The following is a 13334-nucleotide window of genomic DNA, read 5'->3' on the forward strand; positions in this document are numbered from 1 at the left end:
CATGCAACCTGGAAAAAACCGGACCTCAAAGTCAACTCCAGCCCAGTCGCCACGCGGCCTGCAACATGAAGCCCATTGGTCCGCGACTTGATGCCACTTCATATGCCAGCGGCGAATCAATCGGTTAGAATGCTCCCCCAATTCTGCCCGATCCTTGAGGACCGCCATGTTCAGCCGTGATTTGACCATTGCCAAGTACGACGCCGAGCTCTTCGAAGCCATGCAGCAAGAAGCCCTGCGCCAGGAAGAGCATATCGAGCTGATCGCTTCGGAAAACTACACCAGCCCGGCGGTCATGGAGGCCCAGGGTTCGGTTCTGACCAACAAGTACGCCGAAGGCTACCCAGGCAAGCGCTACTACGGTGGTTGCGAGTACGTCGACGTCGTCGAGCAGCTGGCCATCGACCGCGCCAAGGAGCTGTTCGGCGCCGACTACGCCAACGTCCAGCCGCATGCCGGTTCCCAGGCCAACGCCGCTGTCTACTTGGCCCTGCTGTCGGCCGGTGACACCATCCTGGGCATGAGCCTGGCCCACGGCGGCCACCTGACCCACGGTGCCAGCGTTTCCTCCTCGGGCAAGCTGTACAACGCCATCCAGTACGGCATCGACGCCAACGGCCTGATCGACTACGACGAAGTCGAGCGCCTGGCTGTCGAGCACAAGCCGAAGATGATCGTTGCCGGCTTCTCCGCCTACTCGCAAGTGCTGGATTTCCCACGCTTCCGCGAAATCGCCGACAAGGTCGGTGCCTACCTGTTCGTCGACATGGCTCACGTCGCCGGCCTGGTCGCCGCTGGTGTGTACCCGAACCCTGTGCCGTTCGCCGATGTGGTCACCACCACCACCCACAAGACCCTGCGCGGTCCACGTGGCGGCCTGATCCTGGCCCGTGCCAACGCCGACATCGAGAAGAAGCTGAACTCCGCCGTCTTCCCGGGCGCCCAGGGCGGCCCGCTGGAGCACGTCATCGCTGCCAAGGCGATCTGCTTCAAGGAAGCCCTGCAGCCTGAGTTCAAGGCCTACCAGCAGCAGGTCGTGAAAAACGCCCAGGCCATGGCCAGCGTATTCATCGAGCGTGGCTTCGACGTCGTCTCCGGCGGCACCGAGAACCACCTGTTCCTGCTGTCGCTGATCAAGCAGGAAATCTCCGGTAAGGACGCCGACGCCGCTCTGGGCAAGGCCTTCATCACCGTCAACAAGAACTCGGTACCGAACGACCCACGTTCGCCGTTCGTCACTTCGGGCCTGCGTTTCGGCACCCCAGCCGTTACCACCCGTGGCTTCAAGGAAGCCGAGTGCCGTGAACTGGCCGGCTGGATCTGCGACATCCTGGCCGACCTGAACAACGAAGCGGTGATCGACGCCGTACGTGAGAAGGTCAAGGCCATCTGCAAGAAGCTGCCGGTGTACGGCAACTGATTGGCAGACGCCTGAAATGAAGAAGCCCGGCCTTGTGCCGGGCTTTTTCATGTTTGTACTTCATCGGGCTGGCGCGACATCCGGTACGAGACGTATTTCCACGCGCTGCCCCAAGGCCCTGGCAGCGCTAGCCAACGTTGCCAAGGTCATGCCAGCGTCTGTCTGATCCAAGGCTCGATCGACCGCCGCCCGACTGGTGTGCATACGCTCGGCCAAAGCCTTCTTGCTGATCTTTTGCTGCTTCATCGCCTGCGTCAGTTGCCAGGCGATCACCCGTTTCAGCGCAGCCGCCGTGACCTCTTCGAGGATGCCCTCTTCGGCGAGAAAATCATCGAAGTTCGAACCGATATGCGGGTTCATGTAGTTGACCTCCGTAAGCTGGCCTTGCGTTGCCTGGCCAGGGCCAGATCTGCTGAAGGCGTTTTCTGGCTTTTCTTGATGAATCCATGGAGCATGAACATCACGCCATCCATGATCGTGAACAGTACACGGGCAACGACATGCCCCATGTCGATACGGATTTCCCAAAGCCCGTGCTCCAGCTTTCTGACCAAGGGCATGCCAAGTGGCCATCCCAACTGAACGGTCTTGATTTCCATGCCAATCAGATAGCGTTCTTCACGTGCCAAGCCCTTTAGCCACTCCCTCACGGGCTCATTACCCAACGCACTACAGAAGAACTGCACATTTATTTTTAGATCCGACGCGGCCGAGTGTACCAAAAAAAGTACCTCCTGCAAGCGGCCACCTCGACTGGCCTGATCGCTGAAACGAGGCCAAAAAAATGCCGCCTTACGGCGGCATCGAACAGTCGGCTGTATCCCAATCAGGCGTGGCTCAAAGCTTCGAAACCAGCCCGAATCCTTTCCTCCGGCAGCTCATCGGCGATGAACACCATCACGCTTTCCCGAAGCTCGCCTTCCTTCCACTCGGCGTCCCAGTCGAAGCCGTACAGCTTCAGCACTCCCTGGAACACCAAACGGCGATCTTCACCCGCGATATTCAACACGCCCTTGTAGCGCAACAGCTGTTTGCCGTGCTCCTCCAGCAGCTCGTTCATGAAGTCGCTGAGCCGATCGATATCCAACGGTGTTTCGGTGCACAGCACCAGCGTCGAAATGCGATCCGGGGTGGCGGGCTTGAGGACCGGGCGCAAGCTGGGCCCGGGGCTGATGCCAAGGTCCGGGTTGAGGTTGAACCCTCGCACATCGAGCAGCTCGGCCAGGTCGATGCGACCGTGCTCGACCACGCGAATCGTCGCCCGGCCATTGATGCACGCCAGGCGCTCGCGCAGGGCATCGACCACCTGCGGCTCGACCAGATCGGTCTTGCTCAGCAGCAGACGGTCGGCAAAGCCGACCTGGGCCTGGGCGATGGCCTGGGTCAGGTGCAGTTCGGCGTGGGCGGTGTCGACCAGGGTGATGATGCCATCGAGGATATAGCGCTCGCGCAGCTCTTCGTCGATGAAGAAGGTCTGTGCCACGGGTGCCGGGTCGGCGAGGCCCGTGCACTCGATCACCAGGCGATCAAAGGCGATCTCGCCGGCGTCCAGGCGTTCGAGCAGCAGGTACAGGGCACGGGTCAGGTCGCCATGGATGCTGCAGCACACACAGCCGTTGGCCAGGGTCATGACCTGCACTGGCTCATCGCCCAGCAGTTGGCTGTCGATGCCGGCCTCGCTGAACTCGTTCTCGATCACGGCGAGCCTCAGGCCGTGCTCGGCCTTGAGCATGTGCTTGAGCAGTGTGGTCTTGCCGGCACCGAGAAAGCCGGTCAGCACGGTAACGGGAATCGGCGTTTGCACGCGGTTGTCTCCTGCAGCTGAAAATGAAAGTGGGAGCCCGGTTGCCCGGGCTCCCACTGGTTCACGCGTGTCGCGGGTTCAACAGCACTTGGGCCCGGACTTGCCACCATAACGCGCTTCCTGGCGCTCGCGGAAGAACGCCTCGTAGCTCATCACCGGCTTGTCCGGGTGCTTGGTCTGCATGTGCTCGACATAGTTGTCGTAATCGGGCATGCCGACCATCAGGCGGGCTGCCTGCCCCAGGTACTTGCCCAGTCGACCCAGGTCGTTGAACATCGCGGCATTCCTCTCAAGCGTCAGGCAGGGCCTGGAACGGGGTTTCCTTGTCGGTCCGCTCCTTGCGGCCCCAGGCGGCATAGCCGACCTTGAGGGCGAAGAACAGGATGCTGAACACCACCACCAGGAACAGGATCGTCAGGCCAGCGTTGGTGTAGGCGTTGAAGATCACGTGCTGCATCTGACCGATATCCTTGGCAGGCGCCAGCACCTGGCCGGCGTCCAGCGCGGTGCTGTACTTCTTGGCCAGGGCCAGGAAGCCCACAGCTGGGTTCGGGTCGAACAGCTTGATCAGGCCCGCGGCGGTGGTGCAGATCAGCAGCCATACCGCAGGTACCAGGGTGACCCAGATATAGCGCTGACGCTTCATCTTGATCAGTACCACGGTACCGAGCATCAGGGCGATACCGGCCAGCATCTGGTTGGAGATACCGAACAGCGGCCACAAGGTGTTGATACCCCCCAGCGGATCGATCACGCCTTGATACAGCAGGTAACCCCACATGGCCACGCAACCGGCGGTCGCGAGCAGGTTGGCCCCCCACGACTCGGTGCGTTTGAGCGCCGGAACGAAGCTGCCCAGCAGGTCCTGCAGCATGAAGCGCCCGGCACGAGTACCGGCGTCCACTGCGGTGAGGATGAACAGTGCCTCGAACAGAATGGCGAAGTGGTACCAGAACGCCATGGTGTTCTCGCCCGGCAGCACCTGGTGCAGGATCTGCGCGATACCGACCGCCAGGGTCGGCGCGCCACCGGCACGGGCGAGGATGGTGTGCTCGCCGATGTCGCGGGCAGTGGCCTCCAACTGCTCGGGGGTAATCATGAAGCCCCAGCTGCTGACGGTCTGCGCCACCGAAGCGACGTCGGCGCCGACCACTGCGGCCGGGCTGTTCATGGCGAAGTACACGCCCGGCTCGATCACCGAGGCGGCAACCATGGCCATGATGGCGACGAACGACTCCATCAGCATGCCGCCGTAGCCGATGTAACGGGCGTTGGTTTCGTTGTCCAGCAGCTTCGGCGTGGTCCCCGAGGAGATCAGCGCGTGGAAGCCGGACACCGCGCCGCAGGCGATGGTGATGAACAGGAACGGGAACAGGGTGCCCTTCCACACCGGGCCGGTACCGTCGGTGAACTGGGTCAGCGCCGGCATCTTCAGCTCGGGCGCGATGATCAGGATACCGATGGCCAGGCCGACGATGGTGCCGATCTTGAGGAAGGTCGACAGGTAGTCGCGCGGCGCCAGTACCAGCCACACCGGCAGCACAGCGGCGACGAAACCGTAGCCCACGAGCATCCAGGTGATCTGCACGCCGGTGAAGGTGAACGCCGGGCCCCACACCGGATCCGCGGCGATCTGGCCCCCCAGCCAGATCGACAGCAGCAGCAGGACCACGCCGACAATGGAGATTTCACCGATGCGGCCCGGGCGGATGTAGCGCATGTAGATGCCCATGAACATCGCGATCGGGATGGTCGCGATCACCGTGAACATGCCCCACGGGCTCTCGGCCAGGGCCTTGACCACGATCAGCGCGAGCACCGCGAGGATGATGATCATGATCAGGAAGCAACCGAACAGGGCGATGGTGCCCGGTATGCGGCCCATCTCTTCCCGGACCATGTCGCCCAGCGAGCGGCCGTTGCGCCGTGTGGACAGGAACAGGACCATGAAGTCCTGTACCGCGCCGGCCAGCACCACGCCAGCGATCAGCCACAGCGTGCCGGGCAGGTAGCCCATCTGCGCCGCGAGCACCGGGCCCACGAGCGGGCCGGCGCCGGCGATGGCGGCGAAGTGGTGGCCGAAAAGGATGTGCTTGTTGGTCGGGACGTAGTCCAGGCCATCATTGTTGAGTACCGCCGGCGTGGCCCGGCGTGGGTCGAGCTGCATCACCTTGGTGGCGATGAACAGGCTGTAGTAACGGTAGGCAACCAGGTAGATGGCCACTGCCGCGACGACGATCCACAAGGCATTGATCGCCTCACCGCGACGCAGGGCGACGACGCCCAGCGCGCAGGCCCCTATGACTGCCAGCGCCAGCCACGGGATATGGCGTAGCAGGCTGTTATTGTTGTTCATGGCATGCTTCCAGCTTAAGTGGTTGGAATAGACAGCCCTCTGAGTCTAGGGCCTGCTCGCCTCCATTACCATATCCAGATGAGCGTCCTTGCTACCCCAGGGGCTCCGACCTAGAGCGTTGTTCCCGCAACTCACCTGGTAATTCTGCCAGTTGTCGGGCCACAGTCCAGAGTGCATTTTGAACAGGTCTTGAATACACAAGGATGTTCACAATGAAGACCAAGTACCTGCTTCACACCTCTTTCATCGGCCTGCTCGCCACTGCGGCGATACCTGCCCATGCCGCCCCCATCGAGCCAATGCATGGTGCCATGGAAGTACCCGTGGCGCGCCAACTGGCTTGCTTCAACGCACAAGACTACCACTGGCCAGAAGATGGCTCAGGTATCAAGAGTCCAGGCTGCAAAGCGGCGTACCAACACGTTTACCGCAAGTTCGACAACAACGCCCAACAGGCGACCTATCAGTTCATCCAATGGCACGAAGTGTCGAAGAACATCCCCGAGTACGACAAAATCGAAGAAGTCAAGAAGGCTATCCCCGACGGCCAGTTGTGCTCGGCGGGCAATGTCGTGGCAGCGGATTCACTAAGCAAGGTCAGGAACGCACTCCTCGAAATTTTGCGCAAGTTGAAATTGGATTCGAATTGGCTGTACCTCTTGGTCAACGACAAGAGCGGCCTGGACCAACCTGCCGAGTGGGCCACCCAGGAACTGCGCAAGGGGGCCGACAACAAAGTGCACATGCGCTACAAGATCGAGGCCGTGCATAACCCCAGTTACTGGGAAATCTATGTGTCCAAGCCTGGCTACAACCCCGCAGAGCGCGCGCTGAAGTGGGACGATCTGGAACTGGTGCAGGAAATCGGCGACGTGCCACCAGTAAATGGGTACTACGAGCTTGAGGTCGATCTCAAGAACCACATCGGCAAGCGTGTCATCTACAGCCGCTGGCAGCGCAAGGACCCGGCCGGCGAAGGCTTCTACAACTGCAGCGATGTGAACATCGTCGGCGGCAAATAGCCTCCGGTTAATCCTCCGAAAGGGACGGCCATGGCTGGGCTATAGTCAGAAGATCTGACGAGGATCCAGCCATGACTAGCTCCCACGACGAACGCCGCCGTTTCCAGCGCATCGCCTTCGATGCCCCTACCGAACTGCGCCAGGGCGAACGTCGCTGGCCGGTGAAGCTCCTCGACCTGTCGCTTAAGGGCTTGCTGGTAGAGCGCCCGGAACCCTGGGATGCGGACCCCACCCAGGACTTCGACGCAGTCATCCACCTCAACGACAAGAAAACCGAGGTCAGGATGCAGGTCGAACTGCGCCACGACGAGTCCACGCGCCTGGGCTTCATCTGCCTGCACATCGACATCGACTCGATGACCCATTTGCACCGTCTTGTGGAACTGAACCTGGCGGACAGCACCGAAATGATGCGCGAGCTGCGCGAACTCATCGAAGATTGATATCTCTTAGCCTGCTAACAATCTGGCTGTGACCGCTTTCTTGTCCAGCCAGACAGCTTTCCTGCCTTTCCCAGCCCCTTTGTACACACCCCTCTGGAACAGCCTCTCGCAGGTTGGAACGCAACGTGCATCCAGGTTTCAGGCACCCTGGATGCATCCTTTACGACGCTACGATCAAAACTTTGTATACAATTTTAGTGGCAATTATTTGCGCTAGTTGTCTACAGTAGCGGCACAACAATAAACAGAGAGCCTGCTCCAATGACCACGTCCCCCAGCACGTCTCCCGCCCCGCGCCCCGAGGACGAAAACCTCGGCCTCGGCGCCAACCTGGCCTACGGGCTGCAGCATGTCCTGACCATGTATGGAGGGATCGTCGCCGTACCCCTGATCCTCGGCCAGGCCGCCGGCCTGGCGCCGGCGGAAATCGGGCTGCTGATTGCTGCCTCGTTGTTCGCCGGTGGCCTGGCGACATTGCTGCAGACCCTTGGGCTGCCGTTCTTCGGCTGCCAGCTGCCATTGGTCCAGGGCGTGTCGTTCGCGGGCGTGGCGACCATGGGCGCGATTCTTGGCAGCCAGGGCGGCGGTGGCCTGCCGGCGGTGCTGGGCGCGGTAATGGCAGCTTCGTTGATCGGTTTCCTGATTACCCCGGTGTTCTCGCGCATAACCAAGTTCTTCCCGCCCCTGGTGACTGGCATCGTCATCACCACCATCGGCCTGACCCTGATGCCCGTCGCGGCCCGCTGGGTGATGGGCGGCAACAGCGCCTCGCCAGAGTTCGGCAGCATGGCCAACATCGGCCTGGCGGCGCTGACCTTCGCCATCGTCCTGCTGCTGAGCAAGCTCGGCAGCGCGAGCATTTCGCGCCTGTCGATCCTGCTGGCGATGGTCGCCGGCACATTGATCGCCTGGTCGCTGGGCATGGCCGATTTCAGCAAGGTCACCGAAGGCCCGATCTTCGCCTTCCCCACCCCGTTCCACTTCGGCATGCCGACCTTCCACATCGCCGCGATCCTGTCGATGTGCATCGTGATCATGGTGACCCTGGTGGAAACCTCGGCGGACATCCTGGCGGTCGGTGAAATCATCGACACCAAGGTCGACTCCAAGCGCCTGGGCAACGGCCTGCGCGCCGACATGGCATCGAGCATCCTGGCGCCGATCTTCGGCTCGTTCACCCAGAGCGCCTTCGCCCAGAACGTGGGCCTGGTGGCAGTCACCGGCGTGAAGAGCCGCTATGTGGTGGCCACCGGCGGCGTGATCCTGGTGGTGCTCGGCCTGCTGCCGATCATGGGCCGGGTGATTGCGGCGGTGCCTACCCCGGTACTCGGTGGCGCCGGTATCGTGCTGTTTGGCACCGTGGCCGCCAGCGGAATCCGTACCCTGTCGAAAGTCAGCTACAAGAACAACGTCAACCTGATCATCGTCGCCGCCTCGCTTGGCTTCGGCATGATCCCGATCGCGGCGCCGAACTTCTACCACAGCTTCCCCAGCTGGTTCGAAACCATCTTCCACTCCGGCATCAGCTCGGCGGCGATCATGGCAATTCTGCTGAACCTGATGTTCAACCACTTCACCACCGGCAACTCGGAAAACCAGTCGGTGTTCGCCGCGGCCTACGAGCGCACCATCCAGTACTCCGATATTTCGGCCCTGCGTGATGGCGACTACTTCAAGGACGGCAAGCTGTTCGACGCCGAGGGCAACGAGGTACCGGTGCTGGAACTGGACGAGCACGGCAACGAGACGCCCAGGCGCAAAGCGGTTGCCGAACACTGATCGCTGACCAGGACGGTCACCGAGGGGAGCCGACGCGCATCGTCGGCTCCTTTTTTGTATGGGAAGATGCGTGGAATCCTGGGATCGCTTTAGCCGTGAGCCACAAAGTACCGATTCAACACATTCAGATCACCGGCCTCCAGCCCCCCGCCATATAGCGCAGCTGCAACCAGGACCGTAAACCGTTGGTCATTCGGTCTCCTGCAGGCACGGCATCACATAGGCCAGGGCGTTGGCCAGATGCTTTTGCACCGAACTGTCGGAGATCCCCAGATCCCTGGCGACCTCGGCGTGGGTCATGCCTTCCAGGCGGTTGAGGCGGAAGATCTCCCGGGTGCGCTCGGGCAACTCGCCGAGGATCGCCTGCAACCGACGCAGGTGCTGCTCGCGCACGGCTCGCTCTCGAGCCCGGGGCCATCCTCGACGAGCGCCTCGAAAGCCTCGTGGGGCATCGTGTCGGTCTTGCGCCTTTGCTGCTAACGCACGTGATCGATCTTCGGGTTGTGCACGGTGCGATAGAGGTACGCCTGGGCGTTGTCGATCGTCTCGGTACACTGCTGCTCGGCCAGGCGCAGGAAACTGTCCTGCACCAGGTCAGCGGCCAGCAGTGAGTCGCGCACCTTGCGCGAGAGCAGGCCTTGAAGGTTTTTCGCGTGCTTGAGAAACAGCCGCTTGAGGTCTGACTCCGCCAGACGCACTCCATGAGGTGCTCGCAGGTGGTGGCATGCTACTCGCTATTGAGAATCACTTATAAAAAAATTGACCTACTCGAACAATGCGTCCAGTGCCTGTTCCAGACGGGTCACGGCAATCACCTGCAACCCGGCGGGCGCCTCTTTCGGCGCGTTGCCCTTAGGCACGATGGCACGCTTGAAGCCATGTTTTGCCGCTTCCTTCAAACGCTCCTGGCCACTGGGTACCGGGCGTACCTCGCCCGACAGGCCGATTTCGCCGAACACTAGCAGGCCATGGGCCAGCGGACGATTGCGCAGGCTCGACATCACCGCAGCCAGCAACGCCAGGTCGGAGGCAGTCTCAAGCACCTTCACACCACCGACGACGTTGAGGAACACGTCCTGATCATGGGTGGGGATGCCGCCGTGTCGATGCAACACCGCCAACAGCATGGCCAGGCGGTTCTGGTCCAGGCCTAACGTCACCCGTCGCGGATTGGCCAGGTGGCTGTCGTCAACCAACGCCTGGACCTCCACCAGCATCGGCCGGGTGCCCTCCCAGGTGGCCATGACCACGCTGCCGGGCACCTCTTCCTGGGTGCGATTGAGGAAGATCGCCGACGGATTGGAGACTTCCTTGAGGCCGCGGTCGGTCATGCCGAACACACCCAGCTCGTTGACCGCGCCAAAGCGGTTCTTCACTGCGCGCAGCAGGCGCAGGCGGCCATCGGACTCACCCTCGAAATACAACACCGTGTCGACCATGTGCTCGAGCACCCGAGGACCTGCCAACGAGCCCTCCTTGGTGACGTGACCGACCAGGAAGATCGCCGTGCCGCTCTGCTTGGCATAGCGCACCAGCAATGCCGTGCTCTCGCGCACCTGGGCGACGCCGCCCGGCGCCGACTGCAGTTGTTCGGTGAAGATGGTCTGTATCGAGTCGATCACCATCACCCGCGGCTTTTCCTGGCGCGCGGTGGCAATGATGGTCTCGATGCAGGTTTCAGTCATGACCTTGAGCTGGTCCTGGGGCAGGCCCAGGCGCCGGGAGCGCATGGCTACCTGCTGCTGCGATTCCTCACCGGTGACATACAGCGCCGGCATCTGCACGGCGATGTTGCATAGGGTCTGCAGAAGGATGGTCGATTTGCCGATACCCGGATCGCCCCCGATCAGTACCACCGAACCATCCACCAGGCCGCCGCCGAGTACACGGTCGAGTTCGGTGCTGCTGGTGGTGAAGCGCGGGATCTCCTCGACGCTCACTTCGGCCAGGGTCTTGATCTGCGCCTGCTGCCCGGTCCAGCCGGCGCGCCCGCTCGGTGCCGCGGCGCCGCCGCTTTCGATCATGCTCTCGACCAGGGTGTTCCAGGCCCCGCACTCGCCACACTGCCCGGCCCACTTGGGAAAGGTCGCGCCGCACTCGGTGCAGCCATACAAACGCTTGGCCTTGGCCATGGGCTGGGTCTCCTGGAAAAAACCGCCATGATAGCCGAATACGGACGTGCCCCGGAGGCCTCGGCGGACGACAAAACTATTCGCTCTATAAACAGTCTGTAGCTGCGAACGTCACGCATGAAGCGTTTTAGTGGCTTACACTGCGTTTACCTCTCCATTCGTAACAAAGGAATACAGCATGGGCATGCTCAGTGAATTCAAGGCCTTCGCGGTCAAGGGAAATGTCGTCGACATGGCGGTGGGTATCATCATCGGCGCGGCGTTCGGCAAGATCGTCTCTTCCTTTGTCGGTGACGTGATCATGCCCCCCATCGGCCTGCTGATCGGCGGTGTCGACTTCAGCGACCTGGCCATCACGCTCAAGGCTGCCGAAGGCGATGTGCCGGCCGTGATGCTGGCCTACGGCAAGTTCATCCAGACCGTGCTCGACTTCATCATCGTCGCCTTTGCCATCTTCATGGGCGTGAAGGTGATCAACCGCCTCAAGCGCGAAGAGGCCGTGGCACCGACCGCGCCGCCGGTGCCCAGCGCCGAGGAAGCCCTGCTGACCGAGATTCGCGACTTGCTCAAGGCGCAGAATCGCCAGCCCTGAAGCACAAAACGACTGGGGCCGCTTTGCAGCGGCCCCAGTGACGGCGATCCAAAAGGCGCCATTGTTCCTTACCAGTAATTCTCCACCGCCACCTGCCCCGGCCGCTTGCTCAGGCTCAGTTGCAAGTCCCGCGCCTTGAGCACCTTGCGCGTCTCGTCGATCATCTCCGGGTTGCCGCACAGCATGATCCGTGAATGCTCCGGCGACAGCGCCAGCCCCGCCGCCTTTTCCAGTTCACCGTTCTCGATCAACGTGGTAATCCGCGCATTCAACGCACCCGGATGCTGCTCTCGGGTAACCACCGGAATGAACTGCAGCTTGCCCGCGTACTCCGCCAGGTAGTCGCGCTGTTCCAACGCGGCGATTTCATCGACATACGCCAGCTCCTTCGCCTCGCGCACCGAGTACACCAGCTTGATATTGTCGAAGCGCTCCCAGGCCTCGAAGTCCTGCAGGATCGACATGAACGGTGCGATGCCGGTGCCGGTGGCCAGCAGCCACAAGTCACGGCCGCCGACGAAGCGGTCAAGGGTCAGGTAGCCGAAGGCCTGGCGGTCGATCAGCAGGGTGTCGCCTTCGCCAAGCCGGCTGAGCTCACTGGTGAACTCGCCCCCGGGCACCACGATGGAGAAGAAGTCGAGAAACTCGTCATGGGGCGCGCTGACCATGGAATAGGCACGCCAGACAACGCTGCCATCGGCCTTGTTCACGCCCAGCCGGGCGAACTGACCGGCACGAAAGCGAAAGCCTGCATCGCGGGTGACACGCAGGGAAAACAGGTTGGGAGTCAGAGGCTGGACGCCGAGCAGGGTCTGGCGGGTGAATTTGTCGGCGCTGGCGGTCATGACGGGCTCCACGAATCAAGAGCGCACAGTGTCGCGCAAAGCAGCGCAGATAAACACCGTCGATTTGTAGGGCATGGCACGACACCGAGCAGAACTACCTAAAAAAGCGACACAGCTATAGAAAAAAAACCCAGCACACCAGTAGGAGCTTTCCTACACTACGGTCCGTGTAGTCCTCACTTTGGATCCACGAAGACGTAAAGGGAGCCTCAGATGCCACATTGGAAGAGCGAGCAGCTCCAGCAACTGCTGGAGGAGAAAGAGCCGCAGCAGGTGTTCGGCCAGGCTGTGAAACTGGCCCAAGCACTGGACATGGAGTTCATCGGCCTGACCTTGCACCTGCATATCGCTGCCCGTGGCCCCCAAATCGTCCTCTACAACAATTACCCAAGCGCCTGGAACACCCTCTATCAGGCTGAAGACTTCATCAACATAGACCCGACAGTATCAAAATGCCACCACACGACGTTGCCACTGGTCTGGAACGACGATCTGTTTCATGAGGTGCCACAGCTGCGTGAGGCCGCCAGCGCCTACGGCATGATCCATGGCTGGAGTCAGTCGGTGCACGACCAGCAGCACAACGAAAGTCAGTTGAGCGTCTCCAGGGCCGAAGGCGCCGTCTCCCGCGACGAACTGTTCGAGAAGAGTGCCCAGGTCATGTGGCTGTGCAACACCTTGCACGCCGCCCTCAGCACGCACCACCTGGCGAAGTACAGCCCACTGCCGCAATTGAGCGAACGCGAGCTTGAAGTGCTCAAGTGGTCCGCCGCCGGCAAGACTGCCGCCGACGTGGCGATGATCCTCTCGCTGTCGACCAGCACCGTGAATTTCCATATTCGCAGTGTGATCAGCAAGACCAACGCCTCCAACAAAGCTGGCGCCATCGCCATTGCCGCCCTGCGCGGCCTGCTCTGACAGCGCGTCCCCCACCCAGGCGC

At 61.6% G+C, this 13334-nt stretch carries 15 protein-coding genes; 6 read left to right on the forward strand and 9 right to left on the reverse strand.

The features are described 5' to 3' along the window. The first annotated feature begins 166 nt into the window (after positions 1 to 166). Positions 167 to 1420, forward strand: coding sequence for a serine hydroxymethyltransferase (glyA, locus tag OH705_RS06575; RefSeq protein ID WP_094010328.1), 1254 nt, complete (start codon positions 167 to 169; stop codon positions 1418 to 1420). A gap of 60 nt (positions 1421 to 1480) precedes the next feature. On the opposite strand, the gene OH705_RS06580 is transcribed toward glyA, so the two are convergent. From OH705_RS06580 to OH705_RS06600, 5 genes are all read right to left on the reverse strand, one after another. Beyond that, entirely contained in the window at positions 1481 to 1780 is a 300-nt protein-coding gene (locus OH705_RS06580; protein ID WP_094010329.1) for a helix-turn-helix domain-containing protein, read from the reverse strand. After that, a complete protein-coding gene (locus OH705_RS06585) occupies positions 1777 to 2142 on the reverse strand; it encodes a type II toxin-antitoxin system RelE/ParE family toxin (protein WP_416383567.1) in 366 nt (121 codons plus the stop codon). The genes OH705_RS06580 and OH705_RS06585 overlap by 4 nt, the downstream gene beginning before the upstream one ends. Positions 2143 to 2246: 104 nt before the next feature. Further along, a complete protein-coding gene (yjiA, locus tag OH705_RS06590) occupies positions 2247 to 3224 on the reverse strand; it encodes a GTPase (protein WP_104444526.1) in 978 nt (325 codons plus the stop codon). A 78-nt stretch (positions 3225 to 3302) separates the two neighbouring features. Then, a complete protein-coding gene (locus OH705_RS06595; protein WP_008094130.1) occupies positions 3303 to 3500 on the reverse strand; it encodes a YbdD/YjiX family protein in 198 nt (65 codons plus the stop codon). A gap of 13 nt (positions 3501 to 3513) precedes the next feature. Next, positions 3514 to 5580: a carbon starvation CstA family protein gene (locus OH705_RS06600; RefSeq protein WP_038707324.1), complete on the reverse strand. Its 2067-nt coding sequence runs from the start codon at positions 5578 to 5580 to the stop codon at positions 3514 to 3516. 212 nt (positions 5581 to 5792) lie between these two features. Here OH705_RS06600 and OH705_RS06605 point away from each other — a divergent pair, with 212 nt between their 5' ends. The 3 genes from OH705_RS06605 (at position 5793) to OH705_RS06615 (ending at position 8824) form a co-directional block, all read left to right on the forward strand. Beyond that, entirely contained in the window at positions 5793 to 6602 is an 810-nt protein-coding gene (locus tag OH705_RS06605; protein WP_160290876.1) for a lytic polysaccharide monooxygenase, read from the forward strand. A gap of 71 nt (positions 6603 to 6673) precedes the next feature. Further along, positions 6674 to 7045, forward strand: a complete 372-nt coding sequence (locus OH705_RS06610) for a PilZ domain-containing protein (RefSeq protein ID WP_267301508.1) — start codon at positions 6674 to 6676, stop codon at positions 7043 to 7045. Between the two features lie 261 nt (positions 7046 to 7306). Continuing rightward, a complete protein-coding gene (locus OH705_RS06615) occupies positions 7307 to 8824 on the forward strand; it encodes a nucleobase:cation symporter-2 family protein (RefSeq protein WP_023630301.1) in 1518 nt (505 codons plus the stop codon). Between the two features lie 189 nt (positions 8825 to 9013). Here the strand turns inward: OH705_RS06615 and OH705_RS06620 are convergent, their stop codons facing one another. From OH705_RS06620 to radA, 3 genes are all read right to left on the reverse strand, one after another. Continuing rightward, complete coding sequence (locus OH705_RS06620; protein WP_267301509.1) at positions 9014 to 9379, reverse strand: sigma-70 family RNA polymerase sigma factor; 366 nt, start codon at positions 9377 to 9379, stop codon at positions 9014 to 9016. Then, on the reverse strand, positions 9301 to 9522 hold the full coding sequence (locus tag OH705_RS06625; RefSeq protein ID WP_267301510.1) for an RNA polymerase sigma factor: 222 nt from the start codon (positions 9520 to 9522) through the stop codon (positions 9301 to 9303). Before OH705_RS06625 ends, OH705_RS06620 begins: the two co-directional genes overlap by 79 nt. 66 nt (positions 9523 to 9588) lie before the next feature. Further along, the gene (gene radA / locus OH705_RS06630) at positions 9589 to 10956 is read right to left on the reverse strand and encodes a DNA repair protein RadA (protein WP_094010333.1); all 1368 of its coding nucleotides are present in this window, start codon (positions 10954 to 10956) and stop codon (positions 9589 to 9591) included. Between the two features lie 178 nt (positions 10957 to 11134). Here radA and mscL point away from each other — a divergent pair, with 178 nt between their 5' ends. Further along, positions 11135 to 11548, forward strand: a complete 414-nt coding sequence (gene mscL, locus OH705_RS06635) for a large-conductance mechanosensitive channel protein MscL (RefSeq protein WP_023630299.1) — start codon at positions 11135 to 11137, stop codon at positions 11546 to 11548. 68 nt (positions 11549 to 11616) lie between these two features. On the opposite strand, the gene OH705_RS06640 is transcribed toward mscL, so the two are convergent. Beyond that, the gene (locus OH705_RS06640; RefSeq protein ID WP_094010334.1) at positions 11617 to 12393 is read right to left on the reverse strand and encodes a ferredoxin--NADP reductase; all 777 of its coding nucleotides are present in this window, start codon (positions 12391 to 12393) and stop codon (positions 11617 to 11619) included. A 213-nt stretch (positions 12394 to 12606) separates the two neighbouring features. Between OH705_RS06640 and OH705_RS06645 the strand changes: the two genes are divergently transcribed. After that, a complete protein-coding gene (locus OH705_RS06645; protein WP_094010335.1) occupies positions 12607 to 13311 on the forward strand; it encodes an autoinducer binding domain-containing protein in 705 nt (234 codons plus the stop codon). The last annotated feature ends 23 nt before the right edge of the window (positions 13312 to 13334 follow it).

The organism is Pseudomonas sp. BJa3 (genome assembly GCF_026343815.1).
GTDB classification, from domain to species: Bacteria; Pseudomonadota; Gammaproteobacteria; order Pseudomonadales; family Pseudomonadaceae; genus Aquipseudomonas; species Aquipseudomonas soli.

Bases quoted from the DNA above. Each gene is read 5' to 3' on its own strand.
- glyA (WP_094010328.1), top strand. From the start codon at position 167: ATGTTCAGCCGTGATTTGACCATTGCCAAGTACGACGCCGAGCTCTTC.
- OH705_RS06580 (WP_094010329.1), bottom strand. From the start codon at position 1,780: ATGAACCCGCATATCGGTTCGAACTTCGATGATTTTCTCGCCGAAGAG.
- OH705_RS06595 (WP_008094130.1), bottom strand. From the start codon at position 3,500: ATGTTCAACGACCTGGGTCGACTGGGCAAGTACCTGGGGCAGGCAGCC.
- OH705_RS06600 (WP_038707324.1), bottom strand. From the start codon at position 5,580: ATGAACAACAATAACAGCCTGCTACGCCATATCCCGTGGCTGGCGCTG.
- OH705_RS06605 (WP_160290876.1), top strand. From the start codon at position 5,793: ATGAAGACCAAGTACCTGCTTCACACCTCTTTCATCGGCCTGCTCGCC.
- OH705_RS06610 (WP_267301508.1), top strand. From the start codon at position 6,674: ATGACTAGCTCCCACGACGAACGCCGCCGTTTCCAGCGCATCGCCTTC.
- OH705_RS06615 (WP_023630301.1), top strand. From the start codon at position 7,307: ATGACCACGTCCCCCAGCACGTCTCCCGCCCCGCGCCCCGAGGACGAA.
- radA (WP_094010333.1), bottom strand. From the start codon at position 10,956: ATGGCCAAGGCCAAGCGTTTGTATGGCTGCACCGAGTGCGGCGCGACC.
- mscL (WP_023630299.1), top strand. From the start codon at position 11,135: ATGGGCATGCTCAGTGAATTCAAGGCCTTCGCGGTCAAGGGAAATGTC.
- OH705_RS06640 (WP_094010334.1), bottom strand. From the start codon at position 12,393: ATGACCGCCAGCGCCGACAAATTCACCCGCCAGACCCTGCTCGGCGTC.
- OH705_RS06645 (WP_094010335.1), top strand. From the start codon at position 12,607: ATGCCACATTGGAAGAGCGAGCAGCTCCAGCAACTGCTGGAGGAGAAA.